This is a genomic window from Vibrio sp. JPW-9-11-11 (assembly GCF_013369335.1).
Taxonomy (GTDB): Bacteria; Pseudomonadota; Gammaproteobacteria; order Enterobacterales; family Vibrionaceae; genus Vibrio.
The window spans coordinates 250,045-269,088 of the sequence record NZ_SZQJ01000007.1; the positions used below are offsets into that span (position 1 = coordinate 250,045).

Here is a 19,044-nt window from a genome sequence, read left to right on the forward strand (position 1 = left end):
TCGCACTAGCTAATTGGTTCGCCCAGCACCCTTAGTAAGGTGACTTGTTGAGATGAGCGCTGCTCTAGTTGATAGGACAATCGCTTAGCTAACCAGATACCACCTAGCGTCGCTAATATCGAAACGGCGATAACCAGCCCCTCTCCCATCGATAGCATGGGGGCAAGCCACCACTGACCCGCCAGCGCACCTGCAATCATTGCCAATAAGGGGACTAAGTAAACCAAGGCTGCGGATTGCAATACGCTCTTTTCTGGCAGACCAATTTCAACTACCTGGCCTGGTTCAACTGCTTTATCGGTCACTAAATGCCAGTGAAGCGACTTGTTACCTACTGCCTTGGTGACGATTCCGGTACCACAGCTTTTCTGCGACGAGCAACTACTGCAGCTGGTTTGCTGCTCACAGCTCAACTCAACATCAAACATTTGTCCTTGCGGCGCTACTTTGGCTACTGTCGCTAATGCTGTCATCATTGCGTGGCAGTCTCACTCGATTTAAATATCACTGATTGTGCAATGCGTTTAGCGGTAGAAGGCGGTATATCGCCGATCACCGATATCTCTCGGTCATCTTTGACGAAACTGTGTAAGGTACGACGCCCTTGGCGAACTAATTGTCCCTTAAGAGACAGATTGTCGCTGTTTGAAACATACACAGAGAAGCTAAACAAGCCGTCGCTAAACATTTGGCTTTCAACCATGCGTTCGGTATTGTTCATGCGATAGCGATTGAGCTCTTTCGCTTCAAAACCGTTAGGAATCCAACCCACCGTCCAATAGGACTGCATTGCTTGACCTTTCGGTAACGAGAGCACGTCGGGTAATTTCACCTCACGTAAACCACTGAGGATCTCGGCAATCCGATCGCTGACGTTGTACGAAATCGTACGATACTGCTCCAGCACTTCACCATCTCGGTCCACCAAATCGGCACGCAGCGGCAGTTTACTCTTCTCGTCAACCCACAAAACGTATGAGTAACGTTGACCATCTTTTGGCACCACACGCAGCACTTGGCAAGCAGCGCCAGCTTCGCGCGCACGGCCCATTTGTACAAAGTCGTAATAGCGACTTAACCGCTCGACATCAGAATTGAGCAATGGAATAGTCGGCGCGACCACATTGCCCGACTCAATGGTGAAAGGCTCAACGCCTGGCTCAATGTAACTGACCTCATCGCCACGACGGATTACCTCTCGTACAGGGCCGCTAAGATAAACCAAATGGGCAAGCTGCTGTTGTTCTGAACGTGCATGACGATAGAGCAGAGGCTCAATACTATTTTTCTTGATTAGGATGTAAGAAAGTTCGTAGTTTAAGTGCTGACTGGCTTCGTTCATTTGAAGCAACAAAGCCTCTGCAGTTTTTTCTTCTGCAAAGGCCAATGTTGAGTTCAAACTGAACAGTGTCAGCACACTGATCAGAATTTTTTTCATTCAACTACCGTTTCAGGATTATCGCTGTGCTCGACACTATTACTGTTCAAGCGTAGTTGTAGTTCGTAGTCTTGCAGCATGGCATGAATGCGGCGGCGCTGCTCTTGAATATTAGCGTCGTTTGAGCTTGGCTGCTCAACCGAGGAACGCGTTAAACTCACAGGCTCTACGCTACCTGCAAATGGAATCGTCTGTAGCACAGGCAATGCATCGGACTCAGGCGCAGTAGTATCGCTGCCACCGTATTGCTGAACTCCAAGAATGACCACTAAAGAGACACACGCTGCCATGGCCACTTGACCAAACTGATTCAACCACGCAGGTAGTTGACGACGCGCTTGCGCCGGAGACGGCTGGGCTTCAACGCTTCGATGCTGTTCTAACTGAGTTACCGTCGAGTGTGCTGGTTCATTCTCTAAAGCCATTGCGACACTTTCAGCAATATTCCACTCCGGTTTTTCCGGAGCATCGCCACGCATTACATCACCAATCAAATGATAATGTTGCCAAGATTGCTGGCTCTGTTGGTCTTGCTCTAATTCAACAATTAGCGCTTTATCTACCAACTCTCCATCCATGAGTGCTGAAAGTTTCTCTTTGTCAGCCATTATTTTCACCATTAAAGTTACTGGTCTAGCGTTGCATTAGCGGTTGAATTTTCTTTTCTACCGCTTCGCGAGCACGAAAGATACGCGAGCGTACCGTTCCTACAGGGCAATCCATAACCGCTGCAATTTCTTCATAGCTTAAGCCATCAAGCTCACGCAATGTCATCGCGGTTTTTAAATCATCAGGCAGTGCTTCAATTGCACTAAATACCACCCGTTTCAATTCGTTGGACAACGTTAAGTTCTCAGGGTTCGATATTTCTTTCAATGCACTACCGGTTTCGTAATATTCTGCGTCTTCTGAATCGACATCTTGTGCCGGTGGACGCCTACCTTGAGCCACAAGGTGGTTTTTCGCTGTATTAACGGCAATCCGATATAACCAAGTATAGAAAGCACTTTCTCCACGAAAGCTAGGGATCGCTCGATACGCCTTAATAAATGCTTCTTGTGCTACATCGGGAACATCACCCGGATTATTCACATAGCGGGAAATAAGATTGCAGACCTTATTCTGGTACTTAGTCACCAGTAAGTTGAATGCTTGTTTATCCCCATTCTGAACTCGCTCAATTAATACTTGATCGGTCAGTTGCTCGTTCATTCGAGCGGGTACTCCTATTGTTATTTACTCTTATCTTCTCAGACATGAGCATTAATTATGCAAAATGTAGTCTTGACACCACTGTCTACTTGAGCACTATTGTGACCTAGTCAGAAAATTTAAGTTCAATCTTTCTGCAAACTTTTTTAACACAATGGTGTACTAAACTACCTCTTGCTCGATTTTGAGGTTCTAGGTACTGAAATGCAATGGCAATTTTCCAGCGAACGCATTCAAGCAAAACCTCGTTGGCAGTGCTACTATAGTCGCTAAACGCGCACTCTAGCCTAAATACGTGGGCCATTGTAAATGATTTGAGAGCGGGATCGCTCAGTCACCTGTCATGCTGAGGTCAATTTATTCCAGTTTGACATGGCGACACTTTAACTCGGGAATTTAAAAGTTTTATGAACGCAAACCGTGAACATCAGTGTGATGTGTTGGTGGTGGGCAGCGGTGCTGCTGGTCTTTCTTTAGCCTTACGTGTTGCAGAATACGGTAATGTCATAGTACTCAGCAAAGGACCGCGCAGTGAAGGCGCGACCTACTATGCACAAGGGGGAATTGCCGCCGTCTTCGATGAGGATGACAGCATCGAGTCTCACGTTCAAGATACTTTAGTCGCAGGCGCAGGCTTGTGCGAAAAAGAAACCGTAGAGTTTATTGCCAAAAACGCCAAAGAATGTGTGCAGTGGCTGATTGATGGCGGCGTTCCTTTCGACCGAGAAGAGAATGACAGCGACGAGGCACCTCGATATCACCTGACTCGCGAGGGGGGACACAGTCATCGACGTATTTTGCATGCCGCCGATGCCACTGGCATGGCAATGCAAACGTCGCTGCAAGACAACGTCCACAATCACCCGAACATTACGGTTTTTGAACGCCACAATGCGCTTGATCTTATTACCGAAGATAAAATTGGTGGCAACAATAAAAAAATTGTCGGCGCTTACATTTGGAACCGCAACCAAGAGCATGTTGAAACGGTGCGCGCTAAGTTTGTGGTTCTTGCCACTGGCGGTGCATCTAAAGTGTACCAGTACACGTCTAACCCTGATGTCTCTTCTGGTGACGGAATTGCGATGGCATGGCGAGCGGGCTGCCGGGTTGCCAATCTGGAGTTCAACCAATTCCACCCAACCTGCCTCTACCATCCTGAAGCACGTAACTTTTTACTGACCGAAGCACTGCGTGGTGAAGGTGCCTACTTACGACGTCCAGATGGCTCGCGTTTTATGCCTGATTTTGACTCACGTGAAGAGCTTGCCCCGCGCGATGTGGTTGCCCGCGCCATTGACTTTGAGATGAAGCGATTGGGTGCAGACTGTATGTACCTCGACATCAGCCATAAACCCGCAGACTTTATCGAAAAGCACTTCCCGACGATTAACACGCGTTTGCTCAAACTGGGCATAGATATGACGAAAGAACCGATTCCTGTTGTTCCAGCCGCGCACTACACCTGTGGTGGCGTGATGGTCAACCAACAAGGGCAAACGGACCTCTCGCAGTTGTATGCCATCGGCGAAGTCAGCTATACCGGTTTACACGGCGCGAACCGAATGGCGTCAAACTCATTGCTTGAGTGTGTGGTGTACGCTTGGTCTGCCGCGAACGATATTATCGCTAATCTAGCCAACGCCACTCTGCCTCCCTCTTTACCCGCATGGGATGATAGTCAGGTGAACTGCTCAGATGAAGAGGTAGTGATTCAGCATAACTGGCACGAGTTACGCTTATTTATGTGGGATTACATGGGGATTGTCCGTACCGACAAACGCTTAGAACGAGCCTTGCGCCGCATTCAACTCCTGCAACAAGAGACCCATGAGTACTACAGTAATTTTAGAGTCTCGAACAACCTGTTAGAGCTGCGCAACCTGCTGCAAGTCGCAGAGCTTATGGTGCGCTGCGCAATGGAACGCAAAGAAAGCCGCGGCCTGCACTACACCCTAGATTACCCGGATCTCGCCGAACACAGTGAACCCACAGTGTTAGTGCCGGAAAAGCTAAAAGAGTGATAGCCTCACATCAATAAACAGGGAGCTCAGTGCTCCCTTTTTAATAGCACCACTATTTGGCGATAACTTGCGTCAGATAAACTATCTCGCCAAAGCAAAATCCGTTGATTGTTGTGCAAAATGAGCACTATCGCCCAAGACATCAATGGGAATAGTACCGCTTTAATTTGATAAGTGCCGTGCAAAGTTTCGATTTGGCGTGGCGATACAAAGGTCACCTCACCTTGCAGTGCTGGAGCTAACCATATTTGATGTTGATGAAGTTTAACGATCAGAGGAAGTAAAACGGTGTATGCGATAATTGGCAGTGGAGAGTACATAGTGGCAAGACAGGCCAAAACAGAGAAGATACCGTTGGCCTGATTCGCGTGTTTCGAGGGCGTCAGGACAAACCTAACGCACTTTGCTGAGGTTATGAGCGACAATTTTGTCTACCATAGCCGCGTGACCTAAATTCTCACTTCGGCCATGCCCCATGATCCACGTAAACAGATCCGGATCATCACATTCAAGCAACGAGACAAAGTCACGCTGCTCATTCTCTTGTAGGCCATCAAAACATTCTTCAAAAAAAGGCATAATCACGACATCTAGCTCTAACATTCCGCGTCGGCATGCCCATTTGATCCGCGCTTTTTCTTCTGCGGTATACATTGTAATTCCTCACCAGAACAGGTTGTGTAACTCGAGTGTAACAAGCAAACCAGCCGACAACTAGTGCGTCAGTCACACTCCCGACCAGAGCGTTGCTTTTCCTGCTTAGACTTCAGGTGAATGGCACACTACTCAAAAGGTTGTTTATCACCAGCGATAGGCGATAACATAGCAATCATTCGATTATTATCAGGTATTAATCATGGACTGGCACAACGATTTCGCACCATTGCAACTCTCCTCCAATGACGCACTCCCTCCACTGGCTATTGCTCCCCTCACTGATTGGGGCATGATCACAGCACAAGGCGACGATAGTAAGTCATACCTTCAAGGGCAAGTAACCTGTGATGTCGTCACTCTGGATCCAAATCGAGCCACCTTTGGCGCCCACTGTGATGCCAAAGGCAAGGTATGGAGCGTGTTTCACCTCTTTCACTATCAACAAGGCTACGCGATGCTTCAGCCCAAGGCCTTGATTGAAAAAGAACTTGCCGAGTTAAAAAAATACGCGATTTTCTCTAAGGTCGAGTTCGAACACAGCCAAGATATCTTGCTGGGTGTGATGGGCATTGAAGCGACATCTCTGATCGATACGCTTTCCCAGCAAAAAGGAGAGGTTCGCCGAATTGAAGGGGGCACAGCGGTAAAAATTGACGACCAGCGCTGGGTACTTGCTTTAACCGCAACAGCGGCTGAGCAACTGGTCTTAGCGAGTGACGCACAAAAAGTGGCCCCTGCACTTTGGACTCTACTTGATATTAAAGCTGGGCATCCCCGTTTGACCGCAGAGCAGCAAAACGAACATATTCCTCAAGCGCTCAACGTTCATGCATTAAATGGCATCAGTTTTAGCAAAGGCTGCTATACGGGCCAAGAGACAGTGGCGCGCGCAAAGTATCGCGGTATCAATAAACGTGCACTATTTATCATCGAGGGCAGTGCCGACCAAGCTATCGAGGCCAATGCCGAGCTAGAGCGTGCCGTCGGCGAAAATTGGCGTAGCGCTGGTAAACTACTAGCCAGTTACCGCTTTAGTGACAACAAAGCGGTCGCCATTGCCGTACTCCCCAATAACCTTGACGACGATACGCAGTTACGTCTCAAAGACGAACCACAGCATCTCTGGCGATTTGCTCCCTTACCTTACTCTCTAGAAGACAATGACTGACTTCATTTCCACCCATATCACACAATATCTAGAGTCGCAGCAGGTCGCCTTTCGCCTGCTGCCACATCAAACTCCGGCAATAACTATCGAGGATGCGGCTAAACAGCGGGGAATTCGGCCAGCACAAATGGTTAAATCGATCGTCTTGCGCGATATGAGCAATCGCTATGCCATCGCATGCGCACCCGGCGATCAGGCCGTTGATCCCAAAAAAGTAAGAGCTTTACTCGATTGGCGTCGGATGACTTGTGTCGCAATGCAAGACGTTGTCAGTCTTACGGGTTATCAAGTGGGGACGGTGGTGCCGATCCTGTTAAGAACCCCAATGGCGGTCGTATTTGATCAACGGTTATTGACAGAACCAGAAGTGACCATCAGCAGTGGCTCAAATATGGCGGGGGTGGCTTTGCGTTGTGAAGACCTACTGCAGCTTTGCCAACCCATAGTGGGTGATATCTGCCGCGATTGTTGATGATCCTCTATTGATCAACTTCTTTGCAAAGCATTACATTTTTGTTTGATCGCCTTCGCATCATTAGTCACTTATAGTTAAATTATTATTCATTTTTAAAGCATAAGTAGTCATGAGTGCATTTTTGCAGTATTCTGCGTTTGTTGGTTAAAGTCCGCTCTGCTTACGTTTTTGCAGAGTGACGCATGGCTGGATTGAACACGATCAGTCCGGCAAATGTAAATCCTTCTCCAACAAAAAAAGTGAATCCACTGATTGTTTCAGGACATCCACTTTTTGTGTAATGCATCTGTGACTATTTGCCCGCCACTTTAGCGGGCTTTTTTTTAAAAATTTTTTACACAATATTCACACCTACCGATAAAGTTAAACTATTCTTAAAACTGTCATAAACATCGGGCTTAATAGGCCACGATTAATAACCCTTTTCAGTTCCAATCACAGAACATAAATGAGGGAGTCATCACAGTTAGTTGGATATTTATCCGAATTTTTGCTTACAGCAACACAAATATCCAAATGTAACTGTTTTTACTGCATATTCCACCATGAAAATCACACTATTAACGGTGGCAAATACGTATAATCTGCAGTGCTTGCTAAAAAGAAGGAAGGACGTATGAGACTGTTTAAGCGCTATACACCAAGTATGATTGCTAAACATATTAGTCGGCTGTTTAAAGGAAGAATTTACATTTACGGTGTAGGCAAGTTTGAGTTTGATAACGGCAAACTGATCCTGCCAGAAAAGGCAGAGACGCGGCATTTCAAGGCGGTAAAAGAGATCAACCAAGAGGTGATGCGGCTGCGCTGCGCTTACGCCTAATAAATTTAAAAAAGGGTTGGCAACGCCAACCCTTTCTCATTTACAACATCGGTGATTTAAGTTGCGATGGCTGAGCTAAACGAGGCAATTGGCCTTTTAACCCGAGCGCGCGCTTCATTATTTCATCTTTCGCACCAGGTAGTTGCCCTGCTAATTTCATCCCCAATCCGCGGATAAGCTTCTTCGCAGGATTATCGCCTTCAAATAGATCTTTAAAACCTTGCATCGCTGCGATCATTTTCGCCGCTTCTGCTTTTCGCCAACGCTCATAGCGGCGCAAATGGCGCTGACTACCGATATCTTGCCCTGCTTGATGCAGTTCGATCACTTCTTGAGCTAAACACGCAGCATCGAGTAAGCCTAGGTTCACCCCTTGGCCCGCAAGTGGATGAATGGTGTGCGCAGCGTCACCGACTAGAGCAATACGTTGAGCGACAAAATCTCGTGCGTAACGCATTTTCAACGGGAAAGCAAAGCGCTCCCCCACCACGTCACACAGACCAAGTCGATGGTCAAACTCTGCGGTTAACGCTTTATTGAACTCATGCTCAGACATGGCGACAAGACGTTCCGCTCGGTTGGGGTCTGTCGACCAAACGATAGAACAGAGCTGACTATCGCCAAGAGGAAGAAAAGCCAAAGGCCCTTGAGGAGTAAAAATCTGTCTCGCAACGCCTTGGTGAGGCTCTACGGTACGAATGTTAGCCACAATAGCACTGTGTCCGTAGTCCCAATGCGTCAGTGGAATGTCTTGTTGCTTTCTCACCCAAGAGTTAGCACCATCGGCCCCTACCACCAGCTTAGCGGTTAATGATTGACCGTCATCTAGGGTCAACCACGCTTCACTTTCACCGATTGCCAACGTTTGACATTGGGCAGGTAAAAATAAGCTGACGTTCTGCTGTTGTTTAACTTGATCAAGTAGAGCCAGTTGGATCACACGGTTTTCGACAATGTGGCCCAGATCAGGTTGAGCCAGTTGCTGCGCTTCAAATTCGATACGCGCAAAGCTATCTTGCTCCCACACTTCCATCGCAGAATATGGCGCGGCGCGGCGCTGGATAATCCCTTGCCAAGCCCCCAGATTACGCAAGATAACCTCGCTCGAGCGACTCAGCGCAGAGACACGCACATCCGGTAAGTCCTTCAGCTCACATTCTGGTTCACGACTTTCAATTACCGCGATTCGTAAATCCGTATCTTTGAAAGCAGCGGCCAGCGCCAATCCAACCATACCACCGCCAACGATTGCGATATCTACACTCTGCATCATTTTTGTTGTCCTTATGTGTGACTCTTAGCGAGCGACCAAACCTAACGTTCTTTGTAATAGGGGGGCTTTGAGTAACGGTAGCGTATCCATCGCCGCGAGCCCCAGGTTGCGCGCAATCCGTAACGATAGATAATCGTTGGAAAAGAGATGGACTAAGCTTGAGGTCATGGTGATCGTCGCTTCTCTGTCTGTTTGACGCGCTTGCTGATACTGTCTTAGCGCTTGATAACAACCGGGATCATCAGCAAACTGAGCGATATGCTCCGTCAAGGTGGCGACATCACGAATCCCTAAGTTAAAACCTTGCCCGGCAATCGGATGAAGCGTTTGCGCTGCATTGCCAACCACAGCCACTCGGTGTGAGATTGCCTGCTGACGATAGCGCAATAGCAATGGATAACAGGCTCGCTGGCCCACCTTGGTGATCGCCCCCAAACGCCAGCCAAAAGCCTGCTGCAGCGCTTGAGTAAATTCAGTGTCACTGGCTTGCATCATCGCATTGGCTTGATGCGGATCCAGGCACCATACTAAGGACATTCTCCCTTGAGACATGGGCAGTAAAGCCACTGGCCCCGACGAGGTGAATCGCTCAAACGCTCTGCCCAAATGCGCCTGCTCTGTGGTGATATTTGCAATCACCGCCACTTGACCATAATCATGTTCATGTAACTCAATACCCGCCTGCTGACAACAAGTTGACGTTGCACCGTCGGCGGCGACTAGGAGTTTAGCCTTGATTTGGTGGCCATTGGTAAGCAATAGCTCGACCGAATTTTGTTCTCGAACGATGGCCTCAACGGCGGCATCAACCAACGTAATCTGGGGATCCTGCTCGGCTTTTTGACGATAGATTGCTCCCACGTCAGTGAGTTCGACGACGTAACCTAAAGCTTCAACTGAGAGCTGCTGGTGCGTGATATCTGTCATGCCTGCATGGCCACGATCCGACACATGAATATGTTCAATAGGCGTCGCTACTTCACTGATCGCCTGCCATAACCCCACCTGTTTTAGAATGGCCACTGTGCCATAGCTAAGCGCAATAGAGCGTGAGTCAAAGCCTGGGTGTGCTTGATGGTTGGTTTGAAAAGGGTCAATCACCGCAACCGACAGCGGCGTCGGAGAGAGCTTGTTCAGCGATAAAGCTAAAGTCATTCCTGCCATCGCACCCCCTGCGATGACCACGTCAAACTGCTGCATAATGCTACCTAATTAATGAATTGTAGGCGCGGCCTGAGTATCAGCTTTGCGGCCAAACTCAGCGTGAATGGTCAGCACACAGGCTTTTACATGTTCGATGACTTGCTCAAGCAGTTGTGCTTGTTCTTCCATATCATCATCTTCGTCTATGCCCAGTTTGGCGATCTCTTCGAGATCGGCGAGTGCCTCTTTGACATCAGCCGCCGCTTTGTTGATAGGCGCATTCACCAGTCCAATACCGGAAATAAAATGGTTCACCCAATCGGCGAGCCCGTCAGCGACATCAAATAGAGTGGCGCTGGCTTCTTCATTCGGCAACAGGAGTTCAACGTCCATACCAGAGCCTGTTAACTCAGAGGCAGAGGCATCCAGCGTCATTTGAGCCAATTGCAAAGCCTTACTTGGCCAGCCCATTCCCTCACTAACATAATCGAAGACCATTGGCTGCCAACTTTTATCCGTCAGACTCAAGCCTCCACTTAGCATACCGGCGAGTAAACCGTGTAACTCCGCTGGGTTAACCGCTAATCCAGCAGACTGCAGCTCGCTGGCAAATGTCAGATAATCAGGTAACTTGGTATCGCTCATCGCATAGACCTAAATCAGAAAAAATTAACTCAATCGTATCACTTACCAAAGCGAGCGAAAACGAGTGATTACGCAATTGCGGATAGCTTTTACCCAAATTGCCCAATTACTGTGTTGTTACGCGCTGATTTCTGTTTGTGGGCGGGGAAAAGCTTGAATCTTAATACGCCTTTTTCTATAGTTTCCCCCTCGGTGATTATCTGCTTATCACCTCAAGCAACAGATATAGAGTCGATATGAGTAATCAAGCGGTAGAAGTGGAAATCTTAGGCAAACACACTCTTGTTAACTGTCCGGCAGGACAAGAAGAGTCTTTGATCAATGCCGCCAAGCAGCTCGATCAGCGCCTAAAAGATATGGCAGCGAAAACAAAAATTACCAACGAAGTTCAACTTCTGACGTTTGTTGCGTTAAACTTTTGTCATGAGCTAGAAACTCGCGACACTCACTCAAAGCAAGAACAAGATGCACTGTTTGAGCGTATGGAGTCTCTCTCTGCATCACTAGACAATGCAATCAGTAAAGTGAAACCTGAACAAGAGTAAAACTTTACCTAACAAATTTACCCTGGAGTGTGCGTGAGGGGATTAAGTCCCTGAGCCGATAAGCAATACCTAAGGGTTAGTACTTGATAGCTATTGAGCAAGCTCGGCTTGTACCGAGAAGCCTACGGTTATCTCTGCTGATCCGCCTTGAACCAGCTGGTTCAAGGGTCGATATCTCCAACGGCACTCTGGGGTATTCCTACTCAATACCCGACTAACGTGGGTAAAACTATGACTCTCTCTCGCCAGAAAATTCGAGCAACCGTGCGCCAAAAGCGCAATCAACTGGGGAGTGATACTCAATATCTCGCCAGCCTCGACTTGATCCGCCATTTCGCACAACTTCCCGAATTAAAGACCGCACAACATATCGCTTTGTATTTGGCGACTGACGGCGAAATCGATACGAAACCGCTTATCGAATGGTTATGGGAGCAAGGTAAGTGCACCTACTTACCGGTCATCCACCCTTTTTCTAAAGGACACTTGCTGTTTCTTCATTATCACGACGATACCCCGATGGTACTCAATCAATATTCCATCGCAGAGCCTAAACTGGATCAAACCCAGGTCCTTCCCGTGGATAACCTTGACCTTATTTGTACCCCGTTAGTCGCCTTTGATCATCAAGGGCAACGCCTAGGGATGGGAGGAGGTTATTACGACAGGACTTTGGCGCCGTGGTTTACCACTCACCAAGGCCCTAAACCAATCGGTCTTGCGCATGATTGCCAACAAGTCGACTCACTGCCAGCCGAATCTTGGGATGTACCTCTGCCCAAAATAGTGACCCCAAGCCATATCTGGGATTGGGAATAAGGTTAATTTGGCGATATAATCGCGCCGCAAACCATATTACTACCGCTTTTAGGAGATGAGCATGACTCAAGATGAAATGAAGAAAGAAGCTGGTTGGGCAGCACTGAAATATGTGACCGAAGGCAGTATTGTCGGTGTGGGTACAGGCTCAACAGTGAATCACTTCATCGATGCACTTGCCACCATGAAAGAAGAGATTAAAGGTGCAGTTTCAAGCTCTGAGGCATCAACCGAAAAGCTCAAAGCGTTAGGTATTGAGGTTTATGACTGCAACGACGTAGCAAAACTCGATATCTATGTCGATGGCGCCGATGAAATTAATCCGACTCGCGACATGATTAAGGGCGGTGGTGCGGCATTAACTCGAGAAAAAATCGTCGCTGCGATTTCAGATAAGTTTGTCTGTATTGTCGACAATACCAAAGCCGTGGATGTACTCGGTGAGTTCCCGCTGCCAGTTGAAGTCATTCCAATGGCGCGTTCTTACGTGGCACGTGAACTGGTTAAACTCGGTGGCGATCCAGCTTATCGTGAAGGTGTGATCACAGATAATGGCAACGTGATTCTTGACGTTCATCACATGAAGATTACCGACCCGAAAGCGCTAGAAGACAAAATCAATGCCATCGCAGGTGTCGTGACCGTGGGTCTTTTTGCTCACCGAGGTGCTGATGTGGTGATCACAGGTACACCGCAAGGGGCAAAAATCGAAGAGTAACGTCGAGTTTTTTGTCATTTCATTACAAGCGGCGCCTATTGGCGCCGTTTTTTTCGTTTTACCCGATAAAAATTATGGCTTATTCCGTAATTTTCTTACCCAAACTGTATTTTTTTTGTTAACTTAAAGGTCAGAAGACGCACAAGGAAAACGTTTGCGTAACACTTTAAGCACTTTAAGCCGTGAGAAACGTTTGCTTTACTTGCTTTTGTCCAATGTGCGCCAGTTAAGCCCAATTTCCCCACTTTAAGGAAGAAGACAATGGCCAGAGTTTCGCTGGAAAAAGATAAAATCAAGATTCTGCTGCTAGAAGGTCTACACCCATCATCGGTAGAAGTCCTTCAAGCCGCTGGCTACAGTAATATCGAATACCACAAAGGCTCACTTGCCGAAGAGGATCTACTCGAAGCGGTAAAAGACGTGCACTTTATTGGCATTCGCTCGCGCACCAACCTATCAGAGAAGGTAATCAACGCGGCGGAAAAATTGGTAGCCATTGGTTGTTTCTGTATTGGTACTAACCAAGTTAATCTCAAATCAGCGGCCTGCCGCGGTATCCCGGTATTCAACGCCCCATTCTCTAACACCCGCAGTGTGGCAGAGCTCGTATTGGGACAAGTGTTGCTACTATTACGCGGCATTCCAGAAAAAAATGCACTGGCGCACCGTGGTATATGGAAAAAAAGTGCCGACAACTCTTACGAGGCTCGCGGCAAGCGCTTAGGTATCATAGGTTATGGCCATATCGGTACGCAGCTCGGTATTATTGCGGAAAACTTAGGGATGCGGGTCTACTTTTACGATATCGAGAACAAACTATCTCTGGGTAACGCGACACAAGTGCACACCATGAGCGAGCTGCTAAATAAATGTGATGTCATTTCATTACATGTACCAGAAACGCCAGAAACTAAAAATATGATGGGCGCTGAAGAGTTTGCTCGCATGAAACCAGGGGCGATTTTCATCAATGCAGCCCGCGGTACTGTGGTGGATATTGAAGCCTTATGTCACACGCTTGAGTCGGGCCATCTTGCTGGCGCGGCGATAGACGTCTTCCCAACTGAGCCAAAAACGAACGCCGACCCATTTGAGTCGCCATTGCAAAAGTTCGACAACGTTATCCTAACCCCTCACGTTGGTGGCTCAACTCAGGAAGCACAAGAGAACATTGGTGTTGAAGTCGCCGGGAAACTGGCTAAGTATTCAGATAATGGTTCAACACTATCAAGCGTCAACTTCCCTGAAGTTTCACTGCCTGAGCATCGCGATTGTTCACGTCTACTGCACATTCACACCAACCGCCCAGGTATCATGACCCAAATTAACACCATCTTTGCAGAAGAAGGGATCAACATTGCCGGTCAGTACCTCCAGACCACGGCTGACTTTGGTTACGTAGTAATTGACGTCGAAACAGAGCGTTCAGAAGAAGCCCTGCTGAAATTAAAGAGTATTGAAGGTACCATTCGCGCACGTATTCTTCACTAATCCCAGCAAATAAAAAACCACCGCCGCTGCGGTGGTTTTTTTATGCTCACTATTTTCGTCGTTTAAGGTTTTAGTGCGCGCTCTCCACGAGCGATGCCTACCACCCCACTGCGCGCGACTTCAATCACCTCGGTGACCTCTGAAATGGCTTGGATAAATGCATCAAGTTTTTCACTGGTACCAGCCATCTGAACGGTGTATTGCGAAGCCGTCACATCAACAATTTGACCGCGGAAGATATCTGCGGTGCGCTTCACTTCTGCCCGAGAAAACCCACTCGCTTTCACTTTGACCATCATCAACTCACGCTCAATGTGGTCGAGTTCTGTGACTTCTTGAACCTTAAGGACATCAATCAACTTGTTAAGCTGTTTCTGGATCTGCTCTAGCTCCATATCATCAGAGATGGTGGTGATATTAAGTCGAGATAAGGTTTCATCATCAGTGGGTGACACCGTTAATGATTCAATATTGTATGCACGCTGAGAAAACAGCCCAACCACGCGTGACAACGCGCCCGGTTGGTTCTCTAACAACAATGAAATAATGTGTCTCATATTAGGTTCTCTCCGTTTTGCTTAGCCACATTTTATCCATACCCTCGCCTTTAATTTGCATCGGGTAAACATGCTCGGTTTCATCCACACTGATATCGACAAATACGAGACGATCTTTCATCTCGAGCGCTTGCTTTAGACCCGCTTCGAGCTGATCCGGCGTTTCAATGCGAATACCGACATGACCATACGCTTCTGCGATGGCAGCAAAATCGGGAACAGAACTCATGTATGAGTTTGAATGTCGGCCCTGATAAATAATGTCTTGCCACTGTTTTACCATGCCGAGGAATCGGTTATTTAGGTTAATAATCTTCACGGGAATATCATACTGCAGCGCCGTCGAAAGCTCTTGGATATTCATTTGAATACTGCCATCCCCAGTGACGACGACCACTTCTTCATCAGGTTTAGCAAACTTGACCCCCATACCCGCTGGCAGCCCGAATCCCATAGTGCCCAAACCACCGGAGTTAATCCAGCGACGCGGTTTGTTAAAGGGGTAGTAGAGAGCAGCAAACATTTGGTGCTGGCCTACATCTGATGCAACATAGGCATCGCCATTGGTCAATTTGTGCAGCGTTTCAATCACTTGCTGGGGCTTAATTCGCTCAGGGGAAGTCTCATAAGAAAGGCACTGGCGATCGCGCCAAGCTTGGATCTCATCCCACCAGCAGTTCAACGCCTGTTGATCATTCGTACTGCCCTGCTCTTCAAGCAAGCTCACCATGCTATGTAACACTTTATCTGCCGAGCCAACGATAGGTAGGTCCGCTTTAACATTCTTCGAGATCGAGGAAGGATCGATATCGATATGCATCACTTTGGCATCTGGACAGTACTTCTCGAGGTTATTGGTGGTACGGTCGTCAAAGCGCACCCCAACACCAAATATTAGGTCGGCTTTATGCATCGCCATATTCGCTTCATACAGACCATGCATCCCCAACATACCTAATGAGTTTTTATGAGTGCCGGGAAAGGCGCCCAATCCCATTAAGGTACTTACAACGGGAAGGTTAAGCGCTTCAGCCAATTTGATAAGAGGTTGTTCAGCCTCTGAAATGACAGCACCACCACCAACATAAAGCACGGGTTTTTTCGCTTCAAGAAGTGCTTTGAGACCTTTTTTAATCTGGCCTTTATGACCTGTGGTGGTCGGCTTGTAAGAGCGCATAGAAAGAGACGTTGGGTATTCATAAGGCAACTTAACCAAAGGATTCATGACATCTTTCGGCAGGTCGATCAATACCGGGCCAGGGCGGCCAGTGGTCGCAATGTAAAAGGCTTTTTTGACCGTTTCTGGAATATCTTCTGCCTTCTTGACTAGAAAGCTATGCTTCACGACCGGACGAGACACGCCAACAATGTCACATTCTTGGAACGCGTCGTTGCCAATCATGTTATTCGGCACGTTGCCAGAGATAACAATCATGGGAATCGAGTCCATATAAGCCGTTGCAATACCGGTAATTGTATTGGTTGCACCTGGGCCAGAACACACGAGTACAACGCCGGGATTACCGGTTGCACGTGCGTAGCCATCCGCCATATGCGTTGCGGCTTGCTCATGACGAACCAGTACATGCTTAATTTGATCATCTTTCGCGTGCAGAGCATCGTAAATATCGAGAACAGAACCACCGGGATAACCAAAAATCTGTTCCACGCCTTCTTCGATCAGAGATTGCACGACCATCTCTGCACCGGACAACATTGCTGCCATATTATTCTCCTTAACCAATCGACCACTGCGTGAGGTCAACACAATGGGTTGGTTTTTCATAGTCTAGGTCTTATTCGTAGCCTAATTCGAAATACTTCCACTTTTTCGGCTATGCCTTGCTCACAGGTAACATAAAGCAAGGTTACGCAACAAATGTAACGCTTTATTATCAAGGGGTCTAATGCGATTTGAGTCGCAAATTATACTTTGCTCTAGAAAAAAGCACTCCATAACAAAATACAGTGGGCCATTGCCAGTAAACTAGTATTTTGCACTAACATTTGGGGAAACTTCGTTTAATTATTTTATATAACAGTCACAGTAAAGCGGGGTAACTGTGCGGTATGTTCGCCAACTTAAGTGACAAAAAAATCCCCCAGCCACCGAAATGGCGTGCTGGGGGATTTTTGTTCACTCAGAAAATTAACACGGCAATAAACTAGTTTTTATCGACCTTATCTGTGTACATTTCTTCGATTTCATCCTGATATTTGTCATTAATGACTTTACGACGCAATTTCTGAGTTGGCGTTAGCTCACCATCATCCATAGAGAAAGCTTTAGGCAGTAACTTAAACTTTTTCACTTGTTCAAACTTAGCCAGCTCTTGCTGCAGGTCGTTGACACGTTTTTCCAGCATTTCAACAATCTGATGATGTTTCACCAACTCCACACGATCATGATACTTAATGTTCAATTCCTTGGCGTACTCTTCTAGTGAGTCGAAACAAGGAACGATCAACGCAGAGACAAACTTTCTCGTATCGGCAATGACAGCGATCTGTTCAATAAAGTGATCTTTACCAATCGCACCTTCAATCATTTGCGGCGCGATGTATTTGCCACCCGATGTTTTCATCAACTCTTTAATACGGTCGGTAATAAACAAGTTGCCATTCTCATCAATATGGCCAGCATCACCCGTCTTGAGAAAACCATGCTCATCAAACGTCTTGGCGGTCTCGTCAGGCATCTTGTAGTAGCCACGCATCACCATAGGTCCACGCACCAAGATCTCATTGTCATCGCCAATTTTTACTTGAGCGCCGGGCATCGACATACCGATTGAATCCGGATTGAAGCACTTGTCATCCCAACAAGAGACGGTCGCGGTGGTTTCCGTCATCCCGTACCCTAACTTAACGTTAATACCGATAGCATGGAAAAAGCGGCCAATAGTCTCGTCGAGTTTGGCACCACCACACGGCATAAAATTGATATTGCCCCCCAGCAGAGCACGTAGCTTTAACAGCACTAACTTGTCAGCTAAGGCGTACGACTTGTTCAACAGTAGTGAAGGTTTGCGACTTTCTTGGTGGCATAGCGCCATCTTCGCGCCCATGTTGACAGCCCAAGTAAATAACACTTTGCGAATAAATGGCGCTTTGGCCACTTTTTCGTGGATCGCAGAGAAGATCTTCTCGTAAAAACGGGGAACCGCGCACATGACAGTAGGACGCACTTCACTCAGCGCGTCTCGCACTTGCATCGTATCTTGTAGGTAGCAGTTAGTCGCCCCTTTATACAGAACGTAAAAGGTCCAAGCACGCTCGAAAACGTGCGACAACGGTAAGAAACAGAGTGACACATCATCGTGTGATAAGCTTAAGCGCTGATCATGTCCTTCAAGTTGAGCGCCAATATTGGCGTAATCCAACATGACGCCCTTAGGTTGACCTGTGGTACCTGAGGTATAGATAAGCGTTAACAGATCGTCAAAATTGGCTTGCTCAAGCCGAGAGTCTAACTCTTGCTGGTGCGCTCGATTGGATTGCGCAATAAACGACTGCCAATGAACGGCAAAGCAATGATCACCGATGTCCACATCTTCTGACATCGCCACGACCAACTCTAGTTGTTCACATTGGTCAAAGACAGACACTGCCGCATCAAACTGGGCTTGTTCCCCCACAAACAATACACGTACATCGGCGTTCTGCAGTATGTAGGCAGACTGAGCAGCGGTATTGGTTGGGTAAATAGGAACAGTGACCGCGCGCAATTGCAGCGCTGCGAAATCTGCCACTGTCCATTGCGGCATGTTGTTGGAAAAGATCCCAACTTTATCTTGGACTCGAATCCCTTGAGCCAGTAGCGCAAGCGATAATGCATCTACTTGCTGACCAAACTGCTTCCAGCTAATGCCGTTCCACATATTGCCCACTTTATGCTTAAGTGCAATGCGGTCGCTGCCTTGTGCAATCTGGTCTCGAATTCGTTTTACGATATGAAAATCTAGGTTGGCCATTTTTACTACCTTTAGCTTACACCTGTAAGCTTTAATCAGCGCACAAGTGTACATTTCAAGTTAGAAAAGGCAACTGATGGGC

General features: G+C 47.4%; 20 protein-coding genes and 1 other RNA gene. 9 read left to right on the forward strand and 12 right to left on the reverse strand.

Annotation, left to right across the window (positions count from 1 at the left end; all coding sequences use genetic code 11):
• Positions 1-5: 5 nt before the first annotated feature.
• Genes FCU94_RS11345 through rpoE form a run of 4 tightly spaced genes read right to left on the reverse strand, consistent with a single transcriptional unit; the run spans position 6 to position 2,650 of the window.
• Positions 6-476: a SoxR reducing system RseC family protein gene (locus FCU94_RS11345; protein WP_176288651.1), complete on the reverse strand. Its 471-nt coding sequence runs from the start codon at positions 474-476 to the stop codon at positions 6-8.
• Positions 473-1,438: a sigma-E factor regulatory protein RseB gene (gene rseB, locus FCU94_RS11350; RefSeq protein WP_176288652.1), complete on the reverse strand. Its 966-nt coding sequence runs from the start codon at positions 1,436-1,438 to the stop codon at positions 473-475. The genes FCU94_RS11345 and rseB overlap by 4 nt, the downstream gene beginning before the upstream one ends.
• The gene (locus FCU94_RS11355) at positions 1,435-2,058 is read right to left on the reverse strand and encodes an RseA family anti-sigma factor (protein WP_176288653.1); all 624 of its coding nucleotides are present in this window, start codon (positions 2,056-2,058) and stop codon (positions 1,435-1,437) included. Before FCU94_RS11355 ends, rseB begins: the two co-directional genes overlap by 4 nt.
• Positions 2,059-2,071: 13 nt before the next feature.
• Positions 2,072-2,650 carry an RNA polymerase sigma factor RpoE gene (gene rpoE, locus FCU94_RS11360; RefSeq protein WP_176288654.1) on the reverse strand — a complete coding sequence of 193 codons (579 nt, stop codon included), beginning with the start codon at positions 2,648-2,650 and terminating at the stop codon, positions 2,072-2,074.
• A 407-nt stretch (positions 2,651-3,057) separates the two neighbouring features.
• On the opposite strand from rpoE, the gene nadB reads away from it, so the two are divergent.
• The gene (nadB, locus tag FCU94_RS11365; protein WP_176288655.1) at positions 3,058-4,674 is read left to right on the forward strand and encodes an L-aspartate oxidase; all 1,617 of its coding nucleotides are present in this window, start codon (positions 3,058-3,060) and stop codon (positions 4,672-4,674) included.
• A gap of 26 nt (positions 4,675-4,700) precedes the next feature.
• Here nadB and FCU94_RS11370 read toward each other — a convergent pair whose 3' ends face one another.
• Positions 4,701-5,099: a protein YgfX gene (locus tag FCU94_RS11370; protein WP_176288656.1), complete on the reverse strand. Its 399-nt coding sequence runs from the start codon at positions 5,097-5,099 to the stop codon at positions 4,701-4,703.
• Positions 5,068-5,328: an FAD assembly factor SdhE gene (locus FCU94_RS11375; RefSeq protein WP_176288657.1), complete on the reverse strand. Its 261-nt coding sequence runs from the start codon at positions 5,326-5,328 to the stop codon at positions 5,068-5,070. Before FCU94_RS11375 ends, FCU94_RS11370 begins: the two co-directional genes overlap by 32 nt.
• A 202-nt stretch (positions 5,329-5,530) precedes the next feature.
• Between FCU94_RS11375 and ygfZ the strand changes: the two genes are divergently transcribed.
• The 3 genes from ygfZ to FCU94_RS11390 all read left to right on the forward strand — a co-directional run bounded on the left by ygfZ (position 5,531) and on the right by FCU94_RS11390 (position 7,797).
• Complete coding sequence (gene ygfZ, locus FCU94_RS11380; RefSeq protein ID WP_176288658.1) at positions 5,531-6,499, forward strand: tRNA-modifying protein YgfZ; 969 nt, start codon at positions 5,531-5,533, stop codon at positions 6,497-6,499.
• The gene (locus tag FCU94_RS11385; RefSeq protein WP_176288659.1) at positions 6,492-6,971 is read left to right on the forward strand and encodes an aminoacyl-tRNA deacylase; all 480 of its coding nucleotides are present in this window, start codon (positions 6,492-6,494) and stop codon (positions 6,969-6,971) included. Before ygfZ ends, FCU94_RS11385 begins: the two co-directional genes overlap by 8 nt.
• A 619-nt stretch (positions 6,972-7,590) precedes the next feature.
• Entirely contained in the window at positions 7,591-7,797 is a 207-nt protein-coding gene (locus FCU94_RS11390) for a DUF1107 domain-containing protein (protein ID WP_176288660.1), read from the forward strand.
• 40 nt (positions 7,798-7,837) lie between these two features.
• Here FCU94_RS11390 and FCU94_RS11395 read toward each other — a convergent pair whose 3' ends face one another.
• From FCU94_RS11395 to FCU94_RS11405, 3 genes are read right to left on the reverse strand one after another with little or no spacing between them, the layout of a single operon-like run.
• Entirely contained in the window at positions 7,838-9,070 is a 1,233-nt protein-coding gene (locus FCU94_RS11395; protein WP_176288661.1) for an FAD-dependent 2-octaprenylphenol hydroxylase, read from the reverse strand.
• A gap of 24 nt (positions 9,071-9,094) precedes the next feature.
• On the reverse strand, positions 9,095-10,270 hold the full coding sequence (ubiH, locus tag FCU94_RS11400; protein WP_176288662.1) for a 2-octaprenyl-6-methoxyphenyl hydroxylase: 1,176 nt from the start codon (positions 10,268-10,270) through the stop codon (positions 9,095-9,097).
• 12 nt (positions 10,271-10,282) lie between these two features.
• Positions 10,283-10,858: a YecA/YgfB family protein gene (locus tag FCU94_RS11405; RefSeq protein WP_176288663.1), complete on the reverse strand. Its 576-nt coding sequence runs from the start codon at positions 10,856-10,858 to the stop codon at positions 10,283-10,285.
• Positions 10,859-11,094: 236 nt separating this feature from the next.
• Here FCU94_RS11405 and FCU94_RS11410 point away from each other — a divergent pair, with 236 nt between their 5' ends.
• From FCU94_RS11410 to serA, 5 genes are all read left to right on the forward strand, one after another.
• The gene (locus FCU94_RS11410) at positions 11,095-11,403 is read left to right on the forward strand and encodes a cell division protein ZapA (protein ID WP_176288664.1); all 309 of its coding nucleotides are present in this window, start codon (positions 11,095-11,097) and stop codon (positions 11,401-11,403) included.
• A 16-nt stretch (positions 11,404-11,419) separates the two neighbouring features.
• Positions 11,420-11,602, forward strand: a non-coding RNA gene (gene ssrS, locus FCU94_RS11415) — 6S RNA.
• Between the two features lie 32 nt (positions 11,603-11,634).
• Positions 11,635-12,222, forward strand: a complete 588-nt coding sequence (locus FCU94_RS11420) for a 5-formyltetrahydrofolate cyclo-ligase (RefSeq protein WP_176288665.1) — start codon at positions 11,635-11,637, stop codon at positions 12,220-12,222.
• A gap of 61 nt (positions 12,223-12,283) precedes the next feature.
• Positions 12,284-12,940 carry a ribose-5-phosphate isomerase RpiA gene (gene rpiA, locus FCU94_RS11425; RefSeq protein ID WP_176288666.1) on the forward strand — a complete coding sequence of 219 codons (657 nt, stop codon included), beginning with the start codon at positions 12,284-12,286 and terminating at the stop codon, positions 12,938-12,940.
• Between the two features lie 261 nt (positions 12,941-13,201).
• Positions 13,202-14,431: a phosphoglycerate dehydrogenase gene (gene serA / locus FCU94_RS11430; protein ID WP_176288667.1), complete on the forward strand. Its 1,230-nt coding sequence runs from the start codon at positions 13,202-13,204 to the stop codon at positions 14,429-14,431.
• A 62-nt stretch (positions 14,432-14,493) separates the two neighbouring features.
• Here the strand turns inward: serA and ilvN are convergent, their stop codons facing one another.
• From ilvN to FCU94_RS11445, 3 genes are all read right to left on the reverse strand, one after another.
• Complete coding sequence (gene ilvN, locus FCU94_RS11435) at positions 14,494-14,988, reverse strand: acetolactate synthase small subunit (protein WP_038174270.1); 495 nt, start codon at positions 14,986-14,988, stop codon at positions 14,494-14,496.
• A 1-nt stretch (position 14,989) separates the two neighbouring features.
• Positions 14,990-16,714 (reverse strand): acetolactate synthase 3 large subunit, encoded by a 1,725-nt coding sequence (locus tag FCU94_RS11440; RefSeq protein WP_176288684.1) that lies wholly within the window; start codon positions 16,712-16,714, stop codon positions 14,990-14,992.
• A 439-nt stretch (positions 16,715-17,153) separates the two neighbouring features.
• Positions 17,154-18,962, reverse strand: a complete 1,809-nt coding sequence (locus FCU94_RS11445; RefSeq protein ID WP_176288668.1) for an AMP-dependent synthetase/ligase — start codon at positions 18,960-18,962, stop codon at positions 17,154-17,156.
• Positions 18,963-19,044 lie beyond the last annotated feature (82 nt).